Raw genomic sequence first — 18012 nt, 5'->3', positions numbered from 1 at the left:
AGGCAGAGATGACGAAAGCCGTGGAGTTCTTCTTCGATGTCGGGAGTCCGGCTTCCTACCTTGCATGGACGCAGCTCCCGACGCTCTGCGAGCAAGCCGGGGCCCGGCTGGTCTATCGGCCGATGCTGCTGGGAGGCATCTTCCAGGCTACCGGGAATTCGTCACCCGCTTCCGTGCCCGCAAAAGGTCGCTACGTGACGACTGACCTGGCGCGCCATGCGCGGCGCTATGGGGTTGCCCTCGCGCATAACCCGCACTTTCCCATTCTGACGCTGAGCCTCATGCGTGCCGCGGTCGGAGTCCAGCTGCGTCAGCCGGAGCGCCTTGACGACTACCTGTCCACCGTCTTCCGGGCACTCTGGGTGGACGCGCTCGATCTGAATGACGCGGGGCTCGTCGCGCAGACGCTGGCAGGCCGCGACTTTGTTCCGGAACTGGTGGCGCAATGGGTGAGCGACCCTGAAGTCAAGGCGGCGCTGAAGGCGAATACAGACGAGGCTTTGCAGCGCGGGGTCTTTGGCGCGCCGACGATGTTCGTGGGGACGGAAATGTACTTCGGCCAGGACCGCCTGGACTTTGTGCGCGAAGCACTCGTCTAGCTGGCAAGCGTCAGTCCGGGAACGAAATACAACATAAGGAGACAACGTGACTACCGATCTCGATGATCGTCCCTGGTATCGCCACGATCCGTCTTACGTGCCGCGCACCATCAGTCCGGCTGCGCCGATGGACCTCCTGACACTGCTGTCCGCCGCCTTCAGGAAGCATGCGGACAGACCGGTCGCCTCCTGTCAGGGTGACACGCTGAGCTTCGCCGAACTGGACCGGAAGTCGACGGCGTTCGCGGCATGGCTGCAAGGTGCGGGTCTGTCCCAGGGCGACCGCGTTGCCTTGATGCTCCCCAATAGCCTGCCCTATCTGATCGGGATGGTGGGCGCTCTGCGCGCGGGACTCGTCGTCGTGGCGATCAATCCGCTCTATACGCCAAGGGAAGTGGAGCACCAGTTGCGAGATTCGGGTGCAACATGCCTTCTTATCTGGGAGTCATCGGTGGCGGTCCTGCAGGACGTCCTGTCCCGCACGGCGGTTCGGCTGGTCATTCCCACGGCGCTTTGCGGAATCGTCGCCGCAGCTGGCGCAGCAGGTGAAAACGCCCTGCAAGGTTCCACGTCACGATCGACCCTTGCAGGTGCGTTGCGCGAAGGTCTCGCGTTGCGACATGCTCCTGTGTCAGTTGCTCCGGCCAGCCTGGCCTTTCTCCAGTACACGGGGGGAACCACCGGCGTGGCGAAGGGGGCGATGCTGACGCACGGCAGTGTCTGCGCGAGCCTTGCGCAACTGCGAGCCTGGATGGATCCGATCCTTGAGGGCCCGGACGTGTCATTGGTCACGCCGCTGCCGCTGTACCACGTGTACCCCATGGCGATCGCGTTGCTGTGCATGGCTTGCGGGGTGGAGAACCGGCTGGTCCCGAATCCGCGCGAGATGGATGCGATGATCGCGGAGCTTTCCGCGCGGCCGTTCGAGGTGCTCATCGGGGTCAACACCTTGTTCAATGCGATGGTGGCGCATCCGGGCCTGGCCCATGTCGATTTCTCGCGCACGAGACTGGTTACCGGCGCAGGCGCATCGGTGCAGGATGCCGTGGCCAACCGCTGGGCCGCTGCCGGAGCGCCTCCCATCACCGAAGGCTACGGGCTGACGGAGACATCGCCAAGCGCCACTTTCAATCCGCCGGGGCGCAACGGCAGCATCGGCATGCCGGTGCCATCGACGGACGTGCTGGTCGCCGATGACGATGGCAACCCCGTACCGCCGGGCATGCCTGGCGAACTGCTCATCAAGGGCCCGCAGTTGTTTGCCGGATACTGGGGCCGGGACGAGGAAACCCGGAACGCGTTCCATGCTGACGGCTGGTTCCGGACCGGAGATATCGTGACCATGGACGAACATGGCGCGATGACCATCGTGGATCGCAAGAAGGACATGATTCTTGTGTCCGGATTCAACGTCTATCCCAATGAGATAGAAGCTGTCGTGGCCCGCATGGAAGAGGTGCTCGAATGCGCCTGCGTCGGCGTGCCCGACGAGCGTTCCGGAGAAGCCCCACACCTCTTTGTCGTGGTCCGCAACCCCCAGCACGTTCCGGCGGCATCAAGGACCGCGATACAGGCCCACTGCCGATCCAACCTTGCTGCGTACAAGGTTCCGCGGCACATCACGTTCCTGACGGCCCTGCCCAAATCCACCGTTGGGAAGGTTCTTCGCCGCGAACTAAACTCGAAATGCGCACAGGAGGGAGCCTGAGAGCCCGGATTCATTGAACCAACACCCATTTGCCAAACGATCATTTTCAACTGGAGACACCGTGACATCAAACCATTCGCAGCCCAAGGTGGCGCTGGTCATCGGCGCAGGCGACGCTACCGGAGGCGCTATTGCAAAGCGCTTCGCCCGGGAAGGCTATATCGCCTGTGTCACCCGTCGCACGGCAGACAAGCTGCAGCCGCTGGTCGACGACATCCGGGCCGAAGGCGGCCAGGCATTCGGTTATAGCAGCGATGCCCGGAAGGAAGAGTCGGTGGCGGCATTGTTCGAGCAGATCGAAGCAGAACATGGCCCCGTTGAAGTGCTGGTCTTCAATATCGGTGCCAACGTTCCCTGCGGGATCCTGGAAGAAACGCCGCGCAAGTACTTCAAGATCTGGGAGATGGCCTGTTTCAGCGGCTTTCTCAATGCCCAGGCAGCGGCGCGCCGCATGGTTGCGCGCGGCAGGGGCACGATCCTGTTCACCGGCGCCACGGCCGCGCTGCGCGGCTCGGCGAACTTCGCGGCGTTCGCAGGCGCGAAGCATGCCTTGCGGGCGCTGGCCCAAAGCATGGCGCGCGAGCTGGGTCCACGCAACATCCATGTTGCCCATGTGGTGGTGGATGGTGCCATTGACACGGCCTTTATCCGCGATACGTTTCCGCAGCGCTATGCGCTCAAGGAACAGGATGGGATCCTGAACCCGGAACACATCGCGGAGAACTACTGGTACCTGCATACGCAGCCGCGCGACGCGTGGACCTTCGAGCTGGATCTGCGTCCCTACATGGAATCCTGGTAGGCCATGGGGCCGCCTGTGGCGGCAACCTTGCATCGTCGCGCCGGGCGTCGCATGCTTCGCCTGCATGCCGCACGGACCTTTGACATTGAAGGCGAATGCACCATGCTTACGTAGGTCCGTATGCCGCAAGGCAATGCAGCCGGCTGTGCGTCGGGGAAGACGCGGCCGGCCGCGCGCCGATATGTTCCAGGCGATGTCGCGCCCGGCATGGACACCCTCCTTTGTGTCTTCCGGAGCTCCGACATGAAAGTCCTGATTGTCCTGACGTCTCACGACCAGCTCGGCAACACCGGTGAAAAGACCGGCTTCTGGCTCGAGGAACTGGCCGCGCCTTACTACGTGCTCAAGGATGCCGGTGTCGAGGTCACGCTCGCGTCGGTGAAAGGCGGCCAGCCGCCGCTCGACCCGAAGAGCAATGATCCCTCGTTCCAGACAGCGGCAACGCGCCGCTTCGACGCCGATGCCGAGGCAAAGGCCGCGCTGGCGGCCACGCGGAAGCTGTCCGGCATCCCGGCTGGCGATTACGATGCGGTGTTCTATCCGGGCGGCCACGGGCCGATGTGGGACCTCGCCGAAGATGCAGACTCCAGGGCGTTGATCGAATCCACTCTCGCGAGCGGCAAGCCGGTCGCGCTGGTCTGCCACGCGCCGGGTGTGCTGCGTCATGTGAAGGCGAAGGATGGCAGCCCGATGGTGAAGGGCAAGAACGTCACAGGCTTCACGAACAGCGAGGAGGCCGCAGTCGGCCTGACGGAAGTCGTGCCATTCCTCGTCGAGGACATGCTGAAGGCGAACGGCGCCCACTTCTCGAAGGTCGCGGACTGGCAGCCTTACGTGGTGACAGATGGCCTCCTGATCACCGGGCAGAACCCGGCGTCTTCGGATCCCGCCGCGCACGCATTGCTGACCCAGCTGAAGCATCGTTGAGGCGTCAGCCGCTTGTCCGGGGCAGAAGTCCGGGTCGCGAGATGCAACGCTGCGCGCAGCATCTCGCGACCCGGACTAGTACACGCCCGGCACCATCCTCCACGTCCTTGCGCGGTACGCCTCATACTGCGCGCCAAACTGCGAAAGCAACATCGCTTCCTCTGCACGGATGCGCGCGACCAGCGGCGGGAGCATCAGCAATGTCAGGATCACGCCCACGCCCGAGCGAAACGCCAGTACCCATCCCAGCGAGCTGATGACGAAGCCGAGGTAGCTCGGGTGCCGGATCACGCCATACAGGCCTGTGGTTACCAGCGTGTGCCCCGGCTGGATCGCGACCAGTCCGCTGAAGCGCTTGCCCAGGATGAACACAGGCACCAGCCGCAGTACGCCGCCACCTGCGAACAGCGCCACGCCGATCCAGCGCAGGGTGTCGCCGTCGAGGATCCAGAAGCCGATGCGGTCGTTCCACGCCGGCACGTAGCCGGCCAGCAGGCCGAGCACGCCGAACGCTGCGAGCACCCAGCGGTTGCCGCGGTCTTCGCGTTCGCCGCTGCTGATATTGCCCTGGGAGAAGACGGCGACCACCGCCAGTGCCATGGTCGCCTCGGCCAGTATGATGCGCGCCGGATGGGCAAAGAAGGGGGCGACGCCGCCCCAGCCGAGAACGGGAAGCGCCAGGTAGGCGAGGGTGCCTGCCAGGGTGAAGACAGCCATGCCAAGGGAAGAACGCATGTCGGGCTCCGCCATGAGGAGGGTTCTTAACCTCTAGCGTATGCCGTTTGGCAGCCGGTTGCAGGCGCGAACCGGCTGCCGGGCAGGTCTGGCATGGTTCAATACACCTTTGCCGGAAGACACGGAATGCCGCAGATCATGCCTCTCATCGATATCAGGAACCTCCAGCAAGCCGCTATCGCGTTTGGCGAAGCGCGCGGCTGGGGCAAATATCACAGCCCCAAGAACCTGGCCATGGCGCTCAGCGTCGAGGTGGCCGAGCTTGTGGAGATTTTCCAGTGGCAGACCGAAGAGGAATCGCGCGGGATCATGTCGACAGATGAGCGCGCGCACGTGGAGCAGGAACTGGCGGATATCACCATCTACCTGACGCAGCTCGTGACGGCGCTGGGCGTGGATCTGGATGCTGCGGTACGGGCGAAGATGGAGATGAATGCGAAGAAGTATCCGCTGAAGGATGCGGAGTCCTGATTGGGAGATTCAGGTGACCGATTATTCGGTTGATGAATGAAGGCTATTATTATTTCGTTCGCCGCATTATTCGCATCGATGTTCGCTGCCGTGAATCGGGGCATATGAACTGGCAGCGCGCAGGCGCCATCGCCGCAGCTTGTGCGGCGATGGCTGTGCTACGCAGCCCCGGGGGATGCTTGCACTACCTCCCCACCAATACCTCCCTCCCATTCGCCGCCTGTACCGGCCGCGCATTCATCTTGTAAAGCTTCCTGAACGCCGCGAGTTGCGTGGAGGAGATCGATACCGGCCTCTTCATCACCACCCATCGCACATCCTCGCTGCAAGGGGGCGTGGTGAGCGAGCCGATGAACCTGTAGTTGTCGCGTTTGGGCGGCAGCAGGTCGCCGACGTTGATGGTGCCGTGCAGCGCATGCTTGTCACCAGGCTTGGCTGGCAGCCTGGCAAACACCGGTCGCAACGTTGCGTTGGACTTGCCCGTCCGGAACAGCACGGCGATCACCGCCAGCTTGCCATCGGCACTCTTGTGCACGAGGTGGGCCACCAGCGGGTAGGACTTGCCGTCGATCTTCTCTTCGCTCGGCGTGTGGAAGTGAAACTGCGCGAGCTTGTATTCCACGCCGTCGATGGTCAGTGCGCCGCCATTGGCCGGTTCCACCTGAACGGTGTGGCCATTGTTGATGACCTCGGCATTCGCCGGCGCGTAGGAGAGGCCAATGGCCTGTGCCGTGGTGCCCGTTACCTTGCGCGTCTCAATGTTGATCGGCGACTGGCGCTGGCCGGTGCCGCATACGGCGTAGTCCGCTTCAAGGTGGGCCCACTGGCTCGTTCCGGTCTTGCCCTGATACGTCCAGTGCGGAGCCTCGGCGGCGTTGGCAAATGCCGTGAAAAGTGTGCCCAATGCTGCAATCGCAATGCGTGTCTTCATCTGATCGTTACCATTATGGAAACCAAGGGATGAGCAGGCGGCCGTATGCCGAACGGACCGATGCCCATGGCTCCGGAACGCTGCCTGAAGGGCAGGGTTGACCGGGAGAATGCATCAAACCGTCGCATTGGACCGGGGAAGTGTAGCGGGCAATGGAGCACGACCACGCGAATCCCATGACGCCGGTATGAATCAGGTGCCACAAACAAAAACGGGCGGCCTCGATGAGCCGCCCGGGCGCACAAACGCGCAGTAACACCACGAAGGATCAGCTACCCCGATACGTCCCGAAGCTCCACGGCGAGCACAGCAGCGGCACGTGATAGTGCTGCGCAGCGTCGGCAACGGTGAAGCGCACGGGCACGATGTCGGCGAACACGTCCGGCGTCTTGAAGTAGTCGGCGACCCAGAAGCGCAGCTCGAAGTCTCCGGTGCGCGCCTGCGCGGCGGGCAGCATGGGGCTGTCGGTGCGGCCGTCGCTGTTGGTGCGCGCGCGGGTGATGAGTCTGGGGGGCTGCGTGCCCATGTCGAACAGTTCGATCTGCATGCCGGCAACAGGCCTGCCGAGCGATACGTCGAGTACGTGGGTGCTGATGCCTGCCATGATCGGTCTCCTTGTCAGCGAGCGGGCTGCATCAGCTGCCGCGATAGTAGTTGTAGCTCCACGGCCCGAACAGCACGGGCAGGTGGATGCGCTGGCTGGCGTCCGTCACGCGCAAGCGCAGCGGGATCTTCGACAGGAACAGCGGCTGCGGCAGGCTGGCCTTGCGCGCGGCGAAGTATTCGTCGACGTGCAGCAGCAGTTCGTAGGTGCCCGTGCGGTAGGTGTCGCCGATCAGCAGCGGCGGTTCGCTGCGGCCGTTGGCGGCGAGCGTGACGGTCTGCAGGTGGCGCGGCTGGCCATTGTCGATGCGATACATGTCGACGCGCATGCCGGCGGCAGGGGTGCCGTGCCAGGTGTCGAGCGCGTGCATGGTCAGGCGCGGGCTCAGGCCGCCTTGCTGCACGGGGCCGGTGGTCTGGTTGGGCGCGGTCTCTGCGAGCGCGTTGCCGGCCAGCAGGGCGCCGCCGCCCAGCGTGAGGGATTGCAGCGCAAAGCGGCGGCGGCTGGCGTCGAAGCCGGGGTCTTGCTGGTCGCGCATATCAGGCCTCACGCTTGTTGCCGAGCTGGCGGATGCCGACTACCACCAGCACCACAGCCACGATCTCGATGACAGCCACCATGTACAGGCCGGTGGTGACCTTGCCGGTGGCGGTCTTGATCAGGCCCATCACGTACGGCGCGCCAAAGCCGGCCAGATTTGAGACGGAGTTGATCAGTGCCACGCCCACCGCGGCGGCGCTGCCGGCCAGATAGCGATTGGGCAGCTGCCAGAACACGGGAATCGCGCTCATGGTGCCGACCAGCGCTGCGGTCATGGCCAGCAGGGCGATCACGGGTGGCAGCGCGTTCATGCCGAGCAGCACGGCCAGCACGGCCATGGCCCCGCCACCGATCAGCGCCGCGCTGCTGAAGTGCCAGCGCACTTCATTGCGGCGGTCGGAATGCGCGCCGTTGGCGATCATGCCGATGGCGCCGCACAGGTAGGCCACCGCGGCAATCCAGCCGACCGCCATGGGCGTGGTGAAGCCCACGTCCTTGATGATGGTCGGAATCCAGAACGTCAGCGTGGAGTTGGCGCACAGCAGGCAGAAGTAGATCGCGATCAGCAGCCACACCTTGCGGTTGGTGAAGACGCTGCGCCAGTCGTGGCCGCGATCGCCCATGGCCGCGTTGTCGCGCTTCAGGGCATCGAGCACCACGCGCTTTTCATTGTCGCTGAGCCAGTTGGCCTGTTCGGGCTTGTCGGTCATGTAGAACCAGGCAAAGATGCCGGCCAGCACGGACGGGATGCCTTCGATGATGAACAGCCACTGCCAGCCGTGCATGCCATGCACGCCGCCCATCGAGGTCATGATCCAGCCGGCCAGCGGGCCGCCCAGCACGCCGGCGATGGCAGAGGCCGACATGAAGGTGCCGAACGCCCGGGCGCGGCGCTCCGACGGGTACCAGTACGTGAGATACAGGATCACGCCCGGATAGAAGCCCGCTTCGAACGCGCCGAGCAGGAAGCGCAGCGTGTAGAACTGCGTGGGCGTCGTGACATGGGTCTGCAGCATGCAGATCACGCCCCAGCAGATGGTGATGCGCATGATGGTCTTCTTGGCGCCGATCTTCTGCAGCAGCATGTTCGACGGCACTTCGAACAGGAAATAGCCGATGAAGAAGATGCCGGCGCCGAGCCCGTACACCGCTTCGCTGAACTGCAGCGAATCGAGCATCTGCAGCTTGGCGAAGCCGATGTTCACGCGGTCCAGCCAGGCCAGCACCCACAGCACGCCCAGGAAGGGCAGCAGGCGCCAGGAAACCTTGCGGTAGACGCTGGCTTCGGCGTCATCCGCCGTGCCGGCGAAGATCGGCACGCCTTGCTTGGTGATGGACATGGTGTCTCCTGTCTTGTCGGTTTGCGTCGTGCGGCCCGGGTGCCCGAAGGCGGTGCGGCGGGCGCCGTCCGTTTGGTTGGAAGCAAGTATAGGAACGGCCTGACGGGGCGGAACGGGAGGGCTGGTATAGGCCCTATATCAGCATCGATATGGGGCGGAAAGCCTTGTGTGGGGCGGGTTTGCGGGCGATCGCGGGACGCGTTCGCGGACCTATGGATTACCCTAGCCTGCCCGTTTCAGATCCCTGGGCGGGTGTCGGTTTCGGCAAGCCCCGATCGCCTCCGGGTTCGACCGCGTTGCCGTGCGGTGCGCGACACGCTACAAAGTCGCCATTGGCAGGCAGGGATCCTGCGACGATTGCGTCGCCGGCTGCACCCAGCTGTCATTCTCGCCCAGGACATCACTATGATTCGCGCCGACGACCCCTTCGATACCTACCTGCTGCGCGTGCTGTGCATCCTGATTGCCGAACAGAGCGTCTCGCGCACGGCCATTCGCCTGAACCAGTCGCAGCCGGCGATCAGCTCGGCGCTCAAGCGGCTGCGCGTGATCTTCAACGACCCGCTGCTCACGCGCGAAAAGAACGTGATGGTGCCGACCGAGCGCGCCCTGCAGATCGCGCGCAACGCGCAGGCCGCGCTCAGCGCGCTGGACAATCTGCTGGTGTCGGATGACCGCTTCGATCCGGCCACCACCGAGCAGACCTTCACCGTGGCGATGCCCGACTACCTGGCGCCGCCCTTCTTTGCGCACGTGGTGCGCGAGTTCCGCCGCGCGGCGCCGCACGCGCGCCTGGTGGCCGTGCCGCTGAGCGCGAGCTTCGACTACGAGCAGGCCTTGTCGGAAGGCACGGCGGATATCGTCATCGGCAACTGGCCCAACCCGCCGGAACACCTGCACCTGTCGGTGCTGCTGGAGGACGAGGTGGTCTGCATGGTGGCGCAGGACAGCGTGCATAACCAGCCAGGCAAGTTCACCGCGCAGGCCTACCTCGGTGCGGCGCATATCGTGCCCACGCCCTATTCGCGCGACCAGCGCGGGCTGGTCGATTCGGGACTCAGCACCATGCGCGTACACCGCGACAACCGCGTGAGCTGCCCTTACTTCAACCTGGCGCCGAGCCTGATCCCCGGCACCGACCTGATCCTGACCACGGGCCGTCACTTTGCCAACTATCACGCACAGCATGTGCCGGTGGCGGTGCTCAGGCCGCCGATCGACTTCCCGTTCATGCGCTTCTACCAGCTGTGGCACCCGTCGCGCCACCGCTCGGCCGCGCACATGTGGCTGCGCGGCATGCTGACGACGGCCTCGCAAGCGTTGCGCAATCTGCGCGACATGCGGCAAGCCTAGCCGTATCGGATTCTGTTATGGGACCTATAGGGTGGCGGGCCTCGCCGCTGCCCGGAGCGCTTCCTATACTCGGCCCGTATTCAACGACCATGCCCTGCCAACGCGGCGGGTTCTACGGGAGAGCAGTCCATGTCACAGTCAATCGATCTCGCGCCGGTCAACGCGCTGGACCAGGCGGGCTTCGCGCGCGTGTTCGGCAGCGTGTTCGAGCACTTTCCGCAGGCGGCGGCGGGGGCCTGGGCGCAGCGCCCGTTTGCGTCGGTGGCGGCGCTGCATGACGCGATGATGGACGTGGTGCGCCAGCTCGACGACAAGGGCCAGCGCGATTTCCTCAACCTGCACCCGCTGCTGTCCGGCGCCAACATCCGCGCGGGCACGATGACGGCGGACTCGAATGCGGAACAGAGGAGCGCGGGGCTCGATGCGATGTCGGCGCAGCAGGAAGCGTCGCTCGACCGCATGAACGCGGCCTATCTCGCGCGCCACGGTTTCCCGTTCATCATCTGCGTGCGGCACTACACGCGCGAGGGCATCTTCGCCGCGCTGGAGCGCCGTGTCGACCGCAGCACGCCCGTGGAGCTCGACGAGGCGCTGGCGCAGATCGCGGCGATTACGCGCGGGCGGCTCGATGCGCGGCTGAATACGCTGGCGTCATGATGGCGGCTGCGTGCCCGCGCAGGATCGCGGGGCACGCAACCGGGGCCGGGCAACTCAACCGAGCCTGAACTGCCCCACCGCCCCCGCGAGGCTCGCCGCCTGCGTCTGCAGCGCCGATGCCGCGGCCGTGGATTGCTCCACCAGCGCCGCGTTCTGCTGCACCATCTCGTCCAGCTGCGTGACGGCCTTGTTCACTTCCTGGATGCCGCGCGTCTGCTCGATGGCGGCGTGCGTGATCTCCGAGATGATGCTGGTCACCTTCGAGACGTTGCTGACGATCTCATGCATGGTCTCGCCGGCACGCTGCACCTGGCCCGAGCCGGTGGTCACGCTGCCCACGGTCGATTCGATCAGCGTCTTGATTTCCCTGGCCGCCTGCGCGCTGCGTTGCGCCAGCGCGCGCACCTCGCCCGCCACCACTGCGAAGCCGCGTCCCTGGTCGCCTGCGCGCGCGGCTTCAACGGCCGCGTTCAGCGCGAGGATGTTGGTCTGGAAGGCAATGCCTTCGATCACGCTGATGATGTCCGACACACGCACCGAGGCACTTTCGATCTCGCCCATGGTGCGGATCACTTCGCCGATCACCACGCCACCGTTCGCGGCGACGCGCGACGCCGCGCCGACGGATTCATTGGCCTGGCTTGCCGAGTTCGCGGATTGCGATACGGTGGCCGTGATCTCTTCCATTGACGCCGCGGTCTGCTCGAGACTGGCCGCGGCGCTTTCCGTGCGGCGCGACAGGTCGACGTTGCCGGCTGCGATTTCCTCGGAGGCGGCGCGCACGGATTCGCTGGCCTCGCGGATTTCGCGCATGACGGTGCAGAGCTTGTCGGCGAACGTATTGAATGCCACCGCGATCTGCGCGACTTCGTCGCGTCCGTGGGCAGGCAGGCGCTGCGCGAGGTCGCCATCGCCGGAGCCGATCGCGCGCATGGCATCGCAGATCTGCGACAGGCGGCGGAACGATACGGCTGTTACCGCGCCGGCCACCACCGCCGCCACGCACGCGATGATGATGAGCGCCACCACCGCGGCGATCAGCGTCGAACGCATGCCGGCGGTGGCCTCGGACTTGTCCAGTGCGACGATCACCATCCAGTCGGAGTTCGGGATCTCACGCGCGCGCAGCAGTTTGGCGACGCCGGCGACTTCCACTTCGAGCGGCCGGGCCGCGCCCGGCAGCGAAGCGAGCTGGTCGGCGCCCAGCGCCGGGATCAGTTCCGACACGGGCCTGAGCGTGAGTTTGTCGTCGGGGTGGGCGACGATCAGGCCGTTCTTCGACACCAGCATGCCGAAGCTCGCCGGCGTGGGGTGGATCGCCTTGACGTTGGCGATCACGGTGTCCATGGCCACGTCGCCTGAGACAACGCCCTTCACGCCGCCGTCGCGGACCACCGGTGCCGCGAACGCGACCACCAGCTTGCCGGTGCCGGCATCGACATAGGGCGGCGTCACCACCGGCTTGCCGGCGCCGACGGCCTGCTTGTACCAGGGGCGGCCGGTGGGATCGTAACCGGGCGGGATGCCGGTCGGGTTAGAGAACCTGGCGGTCTTGTCCGCGTAGCCGACGTAGACGTTGGTGAAGCCGCCGGCATCGGCGATCTGTTTCAGCGCGGCGTCGGGTTCGGGCTGCTGCACGGCGTCCTGCAGCGAGTTGATCATCTGGCTGTGCGAGGCAACCCAGTCGGAGATGGCGGCGGCGTGGCCGTTCTGTACGGCCGTCAGGCTGCTGTCGATGGCTTCGTTGTTGTAGCGGTTGGCGACCAGCTGGCCGAGCATAGCGTTGACGGCCAGTGCGATGACGACAATGGCCACGCACAGGGCCATGATCCGGGCACGGATGGTGTTGAACATCGGGGCAGTTTTCCTTCGTAGGGAATGGTTGGGGGCGTTGCAGGTGGGATCTCCACAGCGCAGGTAAACGGAGGCCCTCCGGCCGACTTGAGGTGGGCGCGTCAGTTACCGTGGATTCGACGCAGGTTGGTGGTGCAATCCACCAGTTTTGTGCGCGTTTCGTCGCTCGGAGTCGCCCCGGCGCGCGCTTTCACGTATCTGTTCGTCACGGGGATCCGGGGCGTCGAGCGACGCATGGCGAGACGTTGCGCCGCCATGCAATGCGTGTCGCCGTGCAGCGCGAGGTCGCGGCAACCATGGTCAATGGCAATGCTTGCTGCCGCGATGGCGACGCAGCAAAAGCGACGCTGCACTGCATGGTCACTCGGAAGCTGGCCGCACCCGTTCGCCTGAATGGTCGTGCAGACATGGAGGAAGCTTCTTTACAACGCATTACAAACACTTACAGCGAATATGCACGTTGCAACATATCCTCGGCGCACCCCATAAACAAACGAGCGGAGACATACCGTGTCGGCTTTTTCTTTCTGTTTTTCTTCCAGGGCCATGCGCATCGTGGCGCTGTCCGGCGCCCTTGGGCTGGCAGCGTGCGGTGGTGGCGGTGGCGATGACTCGGGTGGCGGCGGCCAGGGGACGCTGAAGGTCTCGATGACTGACGCGCCGGCCTGCGGCTTCGACCATGTCTTCGTGACCGTCAACAGGGTGCGCGTGCATACCAGCGCCAACGCCGATCCCACTGCCAGCGGCTGGGTCAACATCGACGTGTCGCCCGCGCGCAAGATCGATCTGCTGTCGCTGACCAACGGCGTGCTCACTTCGCTGGGCCAGACCGCACTGCCAGCCGGCAACTACCAGCAGGTGCGACTGGTGCTTGACGCCAACACCGGGGGCGGTTCGGCGGCGCTGGCCAACTCGGTGGTGCCTACCGGCGGCACCGAGCAATCGCTGGATACGCCGAGTGCGGTGCAGTCCGGCATCAAGATCAACCGGCCATTCACGGTATCGTCCGGCACGCTGACCGACCTGGTGCTGGACTTCGACGCTTGCAAGTCGGTGGTGAAGCGTGGCAACGGCAGCTTTGGCCTGAAGCCGGTGGTGACGGCGGTACCGACCGTGGTCAGCGGCGCGGTGACCGGCGTGGTGGGTTCGGCCCCGGGCGCAAGCGTCTATGCCGAGCGCAATGGCGTGGTGGTGAAGGCCACGGTGGCGGATGCCAACGGCAACTTCACGTTGTCGCCGATCGAGCAGAGCAGCACTGCCGGCGCGGTGGATGTCGTGGTGGTGCCGGGCGCTGCCAATGGCCGCGGCACGGGTATCGTGCGCGGCGTGCCGGTGGTGGCGGGCGGCAGCACCGCGATCTCGACCTCCGCATCACCGATGTCGCTGCCGACCTCGACCTACCGCCGGGTTTCGGGGACGGTCTCGCCGGCATCTGCCGAGGCGACGCTGCGCGCGCTGCAACTGGTCAGCGGCGGTACCTTCGAGATCGCCGCGACGGCTGCCGCGAGCGATACCGGTGCCTACAGCTTCTTCGCGGCCGCGCCGGCGCTGCCGGTTGCCGCGCCGGTGATCGGCACGTACCAGGCAGCGCTGCCGATCCCGCTGCAGCCTGATGGCGCGGCAGGCGGCAAATACAGCGTGCAGGCCACCAGCTCCGCTGGCGTGGTGGCAACGCAGCAGGTGGATGTAAACAGCGCCGACGTGGTCCAGAACTTCTCGTTCTGAGCGAAGCCAGCCGCGGTCGGACGAGCCGGAAGGGGCGCAAGCCTGCTTCCGGCTTTTTCGTTGCCGGCCTTCCCTGGGCGGTCCCGTCTTTTCATTCCCGCTGGCCGTGGTTTCCCGCTAGACTTTGAATCTCCCTTCCCCGGAGTATCGCGCCATGGCAGCACGTACCGCGGGCAAGTCCGCAGCCACGCCAGATGAATCGCCTGCCTCGGCACCGCAGCCTGCTTCGCGGCGCAAGGCCGGTGCAGCGGGCACGGCCGGTTCCCTGATACGCGTCGGCATCGGTGGATGGAGCTACGCGCCGTGGCGCGACAACTTCTATCCCGAAGGGCTCGCGCAGTCGCGCGAGCTTGAATACGCGAGCCGCCACCTGACGGCCATCGAGATCAACAGCACCTATCACGGCACCCAGAAGCGCACGTCGTTCGCCAAGTGGCGCGATGAAACGCCCGATGATTTCATGTTCTCGGTGAAGGCCTCGCGCTTTGCCACCAACCGCCGCGTGCTGGCGGAAGCCGGCGACTCGGTCGCGCGCTTCATCGACAGCGGCATTGCGGAACTTGGCCCGAAACTCGGGCCGCTGGTCTGGCAGTTCGCCCCGACCAAGCAGTTCGACGCCGAGGATTTCGAGGCCTTCCTGCAATTGCTGCCCGATTCGGTGGAAGGCGTGAAACTGCGCCACGTGCTGGAAGTGCGGCATGACAGTTTCAGGTCGCCCGAGTACCTGAAGCTCGCGCGAAAGTACCAGGCCGCCACGGTCTACACCGATTCGCCGAAGTTTCCGTCGATCGCGGACCTGACCACGGATTTCGTCTATGCGCGCCTGATGGACAGCAGCGAGAAGCTGAAGACCGGCTACGGGCCGAAGGCGCTCGATGCATGGGCCGGGCACGCGCATGCCTGGGCCGCGGGCAAGGCACCGGCGGAGCTGGAGCAGGTGGAAGACAAGCCGCCGGCAGCCAGACAACGTGAAGTCTTCATCTTCTTCATCAACGGCGCCAAGGAACGCGCCCCGGCGGCCGCGCAGGCACTGCTTGCGCGTCTGGGATGGGAGCCGCGGGAACCGGTGCCGGCGAAAAAGCGCGCCTGAGGGCGGTTGACCGAAACCCCGTTGCTACAATCCGGCATGAACGAAAACTCGCAATCGCCGCAAGCCGGCGCCCCCGCCGCGGATTTCTCCGCCCTGCCCCTGTCGCCGTCCATGCTGGCCACGCTGGCCCAGCTCGGCTATGACGAGATGACGCCGATCCAGGCCGCCAGCCTGCCGCTGACGCTGGCCGGCCATGACCTGATTGCCCAGGCCAAGACCGGCAGCGGCAAGACTGCCGCGTTTGCGCTGGCCCTGCTCCACCGGCTGGACACGCGCCGCTTCGACGTGCAGGCCATGGTGCTGTGCCCCACACGCGAGCTGGCCGACCAGGTCACCCAGGAAATCCGCCGCCTGGCGCGCGCCGAAGAGAACATCAAGGTGCTGACGCTGTGCGGCGGTTCGCCGATGCGCCCGCAGGTCGACAGCCTGGTCCATGGCGCGCACGTCGTGGTGGGCACGCCGGGCCGTATCCTCGACCATATCGACCGCGGCAGCCTGGAGCTGTCGGCGATCAGCACGCTGGTGCTCGACGAAGCGGACCGCATGCTCGACATGGGCTTCTTCGACGACATTGCCTACGTGGCCAGCCGCTGCCCGCGCGAGCGCCAGACGCTGCTGTTCTCGGCGACCTATCCGCCCGGCATCGACAAGCTCACCCAGAAGTTCCTGCGCAAGCCGCAGGAGGTCAAGCTGGCCGAGCGGCACGACAGCACCAGCATCCGCCAGTATTTCTATGAGGTCGATGAGGGCGAGCGGCTGGGCGCCGTGGGCCGCCTGCTGGACCATTTCCGTCCGGCCAGCACGCTGGCGTTCTGTAATACCAAGGCGCGCTGCCGCGACCTGGTGGACCTGCTGCGCGCGCAAGGCTTCCAGGCGCTGGCCCTGCACGGCGACCTGGAGCAGCGCGACCGCGACCAGGTGCTGGTGCAGTTCGCCAACGGCAGCTGCTCGGTGCTGGTGGCGACCGACGTGGCCGCGCGCGGGCTGGATATCGCGCAACTCGAAGCGGTCATCAACGTGGAAGTCACGCCCGACCCCGAAATCCACATCCACCGCATCGGCCGCACCGGCCGTGCCGGCGAGGACGGCTGGGCCTTCAGCCTGGTCAGCATGGACGAGATGGGGCGCGTGGGCAACCTGGAGCAGCACCACGGCGGGGAATTCGAATGGCACGCACTGGCGGAACTGCGGCCTGCCAGCAACGAGCGCCTGCTGCCATCCATGGTCACGCTGCAGATGCTGGGCGGGCGCAAGGAAAAGATCCGTCCGGGCGATATCCTGGGCGCGCTGACGGGCGACGCCGGCTTCACCAAGGAACAGATCGGCAAGATCAACGTGATGGAGATGTCGACCTACATCGCGGTGGATCGTGCCATCGGCCGGGAAGCGGTGCGCCGGCTCAATGCCGGCAAGGTCAAGGGGAAGAAGGTGAAGGTGAGGATGCTGACGGAGTAGGTGGTTCGGAGCGTCCCGCCCGCCTGCGGCGGGACGCTGGTCAACTGGTCAGCATTCAGTGTCAACATTCAGCCCAGTTCCACGACATAGCCTTCCCTCGGCTCTCCGCCGCCCGCCACCAGCCGCGCGATCCTCTCCTGCGCCGCGCCGAATCCCCGTTCCTGAATCAGCGACAGCCAGCCGTTGCCGGGTTCGCGCGCGTGGTCGATGAACGCCCGCTGGGCGGCGTTGAAGCGGCGATTGACTTCGTGCGGTCCCCAGTCGGCGTTGCGCTTGCGGATCTGCACGGGCGCGAAGTAGAACTCGGGTTTGGGCCCGGGCAGGTGCAGGTCGCGCAGGAAGGCGGTGTTCTGCGCGGAGCCGGCGTAGCAGTCATAGACGAGCGAGGCGCCGAAGTGCTGGTGGACCCGTGCGCGCAACGATTCATCGCCGGAAAAGTCGACGTAGAGCGTTGGCGTGTCCGTCGTCAGCGTGTCGAGTTGGTCATAAGTGATGGTTTCGCCGTAGCAGCGCAGGCCCTCGACGAAGGCGCGATTGCGTGAGGAGGTCAGGCCAACCAGGGAAATGCCCGGGAGCGCCTGCAGGCAAAACGCGGTGCCGTACGGTACGCGGTCTTGCTCGACGCACTGGACACGACCAGCCGCGTGGCGCCGAAGAAGCGGTTGTCCTGCAGGAAATCCGCCAGCATGAACGAGGTGATGAACAGCGGCCGGTACAGCATCTGGTAGGACTCCAGTTCGTGCGCGTAGGCTGCGTCCTGGCTGACGCGCGTGTACTGGTTGTACGCCGATGTCAGCTTGCCGCGATGCTCGGCGCCATCGTAGAAGCCGCGTTCCGTCACGCGCACGGGCTGCACGCGCAGATGGCTGGCGATGGGAAAGTAGCCATAGAAGCGTTCTCCGACATCGATGCCCTCCACGCCCGAGGCCACCACATCGGCAAAGCCCCACACCGGCATGTGGCCCCAGCCCGGCTGTCCGGTGGGAAAGAAGTCCCAGTACTGCATGGCATCGCCGAAGGCCGCGTAGGTGATGTTGTTGGTCGTCAGCGCAAAGCGGTCGATGCGCAACAGCACCTCGGCATCGGCGGCATCGGCGCGCTCCGTGCCGGCTTCCAGCCGGCTTTCGTTTAGGGCATCCTTGCGTGTGAACAGCCGCGTGACGGCAATGGTGGATGGCGTGTTGGTCATCTTGTCCCCCCTGTGAGTTGGTTCCGGCTTTT

General features: G+C 65.4%; 18 protein-coding genes. 10 read left to right on the top strand and 8 right to left on the bottom strand.

Annotated features, from left to right (window positions below; all coding sequences use genetic code 11):
* Positions 1–8 precede the first annotated feature (8 nt).
* The 4 genes from KHO22_RS04840 to KHO22_RS04825 all read left to right on the top strand — a co-directional run bounded on the left by KHO22_RS04840 (position 9) and on the right by KHO22_RS04825 (position 4036).
* Positions 9–599 (top strand): 2-hydroxychromene-2-carboxylate isomerase, encoded by a 591-nt coding sequence (locus KHO22_RS04840; protein ID WP_211945974.1) that lies wholly within the window; start codon positions 9–11, stop codon positions 597–599.
* Between the two features lie 46 nt (positions 600–645).
* Positions 646–2307: an AMP-binding protein gene (locus KHO22_RS04835; RefSeq protein ID WP_230426744.1), complete on the top strand. Its 1662-nt coding sequence runs from the start codon at positions 646–648 to the stop codon at positions 2305–2307.
* 61 nt (positions 2308–2368) lie between these two features.
* Entirely contained in the window at positions 2369–3109 is a 741-nt protein-coding gene (locus tag KHO22_RS04830; protein ID WP_211945973.1) for an SDR family oxidoreductase, read from the top strand.
* Positions 3110–3352: 243 nt separating this feature from the next.
* Positions 3353–4036, top strand: a complete 684-nt coding sequence (locus KHO22_RS04825; RefSeq protein ID WP_211945972.1) for a type 1 glutamine amidotransferase domain-containing protein — start codon at positions 3353–3355, stop codon at positions 4034–4036.
* 75 nt (positions 4037–4111) lie between these two features.
* On the opposite strand, the gene KHO22_RS04820 is transcribed toward KHO22_RS04825, so the two are convergent.
* The gene (locus KHO22_RS04820; RefSeq protein ID WP_211945971.1) at positions 4112–4771 is read right to left on the bottom strand and encodes a methyltransferase family protein; all 660 of its coding nucleotides are present in this window, start codon (positions 4769–4771) and stop codon (positions 4112–4114) included.
* Positions 4772–4909: 138 nt separating this feature from the next.
* Between KHO22_RS04820 and KHO22_RS04815 the strand changes: the two genes are divergently transcribed.
* On the top strand, positions 4910–5242 hold the full coding sequence (locus KHO22_RS04815) for a nucleotide pyrophosphohydrolase (RefSeq protein ID WP_211945970.1): 333 nt from the start codon (positions 4910–4912) through the stop codon (positions 5240–5242).
* Positions 5243–5426: 184 nt separating this feature from the next.
* On the opposite strand, the gene KHO22_RS04810 is transcribed toward KHO22_RS04815, so the two are convergent.
* The 4 genes from KHO22_RS04810 to KHO22_RS04795 form a co-directional block, all read right to left on the bottom strand.
* Positions 5427–6173 (bottom strand): carbonic anhydrase, encoded by a 747-nt coding sequence (locus KHO22_RS04810; RefSeq protein WP_211945969.1) that lies wholly within the window; start codon positions 6171–6173, stop codon positions 5427–5429.
* Between the two features lie 268 nt (positions 6174–6441).
* Positions 6442–6777, bottom strand: a complete 336-nt coding sequence (gene uraH, locus KHO22_RS04805) for a hydroxyisourate hydrolase (RefSeq protein ID WP_211945968.1) — start codon at positions 6775–6777, stop codon at positions 6442–6444.
* Between the two features lie 31 nt (positions 6778–6808).
* Positions 6809–7315 (bottom strand): hydroxyisourate hydrolase, encoded by a 507-nt coding sequence (gene uraH, locus KHO22_RS04800; protein WP_211945967.1) that lies wholly within the window; start codon positions 7313–7315, stop codon positions 6809–6811.
* Between the two features lies 1 nt (position 7316).
* Positions 7317–8657, bottom strand: coding sequence for an MFS transporter (locus tag KHO22_RS04795; protein ID WP_211945966.1), 1341 nt, complete (start codon positions 8655–8657; stop codon positions 7317–7319).
* Between the two features lie 405 nt (positions 8658–9062).
* Here KHO22_RS04795 and KHO22_RS04790 point away from each other — a divergent pair, with 405 nt between their 5' ends.
* Both KHO22_RS04790 and uraD read left to right on the top strand, forming a co-directional pair.
* Positions 9063–10010 carry a LysR family transcriptional regulator gene (locus KHO22_RS04790; RefSeq protein ID WP_211945965.1) on the top strand — a complete coding sequence of 316 codons (948 nt, stop codon included), beginning with the start codon at positions 9063–9065 and terminating at the stop codon, positions 10008–10010.
* A 129-nt stretch (positions 10011–10139) separates the two neighbouring features.
* Complete coding sequence (uraD, locus tag KHO22_RS04785; protein WP_211945964.1) at positions 10140–10667, top strand: 2-oxo-4-hydroxy-4-carboxy-5-ureidoimidazoline decarboxylase; 528 nt, start codon at positions 10140–10142, stop codon at positions 10665–10667.
* Positions 10668–10721: 54 nt separating this feature from the next.
* On the opposite strand, the gene KHO22_RS04780 is transcribed toward uraD, so the two are convergent.
* Positions 10722–12521: a methyl-accepting chemotaxis protein gene (locus KHO22_RS04780; protein ID WP_211945963.1), complete on the bottom strand. Its 1800-nt coding sequence runs from the start codon at positions 12519–12521 to the stop codon at positions 10722–10724.
* A 546-nt stretch (positions 12522–13067) separates the two neighbouring features.
* On the opposite strand from KHO22_RS04780, the gene KHO22_RS04775 reads away from it, so the two are divergent.
* The 3 genes from KHO22_RS04775 to dbpA all read left to right on the top strand — a co-directional run bounded on the left by KHO22_RS04775 (position 13068) and on the right by dbpA (position 16791).
* The gene (locus tag KHO22_RS04775; RefSeq protein WP_211946223.1) at positions 13068–14246 is read left to right on the top strand and encodes a DUF4382 domain-containing protein; all 1179 of its coding nucleotides are present in this window, start codon (positions 13068–13070) and stop codon (positions 14244–14246) included.
* 154 nt (positions 14247–14400) lie between these two features.
* The gene (locus KHO22_RS04770) at positions 14401–15336 is read left to right on the top strand and encodes a DUF72 domain-containing protein (RefSeq protein WP_211945962.1); all 936 of its coding nucleotides are present in this window, start codon (positions 14401–14403) and stop codon (positions 15334–15336) included.
* A gap of 36 nt (positions 15337–15372) precedes the next feature.
* A complete protein-coding gene (gene dbpA / locus KHO22_RS04765; RefSeq protein WP_211945961.1) occupies positions 15373–16791 on the top strand; it encodes an ATP-dependent RNA helicase DbpA in 1419 nt (472 codons plus the stop codon).
* A 68-nt stretch (positions 16792–16859) separates the two neighbouring features.
* On the opposite strand, the gene KHO22_RS32720 is transcribed toward dbpA, so the two are convergent.
* Together KHO22_RS32720 and KHO22_RS32715 are read right to left on the bottom strand one after the other, a co-directional pair.
* On the bottom strand, positions 16860–17342 hold the full coding sequence (locus tag KHO22_RS32720) for a DUF2855 family protein (RefSeq protein WP_268914527.1): 483 nt from the start codon (positions 17340–17342) through the stop codon (positions 16860–16862).
* Positions 17339–17980, bottom strand: a complete 642-nt coding sequence (locus KHO22_RS32715; protein ID WP_268914525.1) for a DUF2855 family protein — start codon at positions 17978–17980, stop codon at positions 17339–17341. The genes KHO22_RS32720 and KHO22_RS32715 overlap by 4 nt, the downstream gene beginning before the upstream one ends.
* Positions 17981–18012: the final 32 nt, after the last annotated feature.

This window comes from Cupriavidus yeoncheonensis (genome assembly GCF_905397275.1).
Lineage (GTDB): Bacteria > Pseudomonadota > Gammaproteobacteria > Burkholderiales > Burkholderiaceae > Cupriavidus > Cupriavidus yeoncheonensis.
Note: the sequence above shows the minus strand (reverse complement) of the source record. Positions and strands in the feature narration are given on the sequence as shown.

What these genes read in the sequence shown, in the direction of transcription:
- KHO22_RS04810 (WP_211945969.1), bottom strand. Translation starts at nt 6,173, where the DNA reads ATGAAGACACGCATTGCGATTGCAGCATTGGGCACACTTTTCACGGCA.
- KHO22_RS04790 (WP_211945965.1), top strand. Translation starts at nt 9,063, where the DNA reads ATGATTCGCGCCGACGACCCCTTCGATACCTACCTGCTGCGCGTGCTG.
- uraD (WP_211945964.1), top strand. Translation starts at nt 10,140, where the DNA reads ATGTCACAGTCAATCGATCTCGCGCCGGTCAACGCGCTGGACCAGGCG.
- KHO22_RS04770 (WP_211945962.1), top strand. Translation starts at nt 14,401, where the DNA reads ATGGCAGCACGTACCGCGGGCAAGTCCGCAGCCACGCCAGATGAATCG.
- KHO22_RS04815 (WP_211945970.1), top strand. Translation starts at nt 4,910, where the DNA reads ATGCCTCTCATCGATATCAGGAACCTCCAGCAAGCCGCTATCGCGTTT.
- KHO22_RS04840 (WP_211945974.1), top strand. Translation starts at nt 9, where the DNA reads ATGACGAAAGCCGTGGAGTTCTTCTTCGATGTCGGGAGTCCGGCTTCC.
- KHO22_RS04775 (WP_211946223.1), top strand. Translation starts at nt 13,068, where the DNA reads ATGCGCATCGTGGCGCTGTCCGGCGCCCTTGGGCTGGCAGCGTGCGGT.
- KHO22_RS04820 (WP_211945971.1), bottom strand. Translation starts at nt 4,771, where the DNA reads ATGCGTTCTTCCCTTGGCATGGCTGTCTTCACCCTGGCAGGCACCCTC.
- uraH (WP_211945967.1), bottom strand. Translation starts at nt 7,315, where the DNA reads ATGCGCGACCAGCAAGACCCCGGCTTCGACGCCAGCCGCCGCCGCTTT.
- KHO22_RS32715 (WP_268914525.1), bottom strand. Translation starts at nt 17,980, where the DNA reads ATGACCAACACGCCATCCACCATTGCCGTCACGCGGCTGTTCACACGC.
- uraH (WP_211945968.1), bottom strand. Translation starts at nt 6,777, where the DNA reads ATGGCAGGCATCAGCACCCACGTACTCGACGTATCGCTCGGCAGGCCT.
- KHO22_RS04795 (WP_211945966.1), bottom strand. Translation starts at nt 8,657, where the DNA reads ATGTCCATCACCAAGCAAGGCGTGCCGATCTTCGCCGGCACGGCGGAT.
- KHO22_RS04780 (WP_211945963.1), bottom strand. Translation starts at nt 12,521, where the DNA reads ATGTTCAACACCATCCGTGCCCGGATCATGGCCCTGTGCGTGGCCATT.
- KHO22_RS04825 (WP_211945972.1), top strand. Translation starts at nt 3,353, where the DNA reads ATGAAAGTCCTGATTGTCCTGACGTCTCACGACCAGCTCGGCAACACC.
- dbpA (WP_211945961.1), top strand. Translation starts at nt 15,373, where the DNA reads ATGAACGAAAACTCGCAATCGCCGCAAGCCGGCGCCCCCGCCGCGGAT.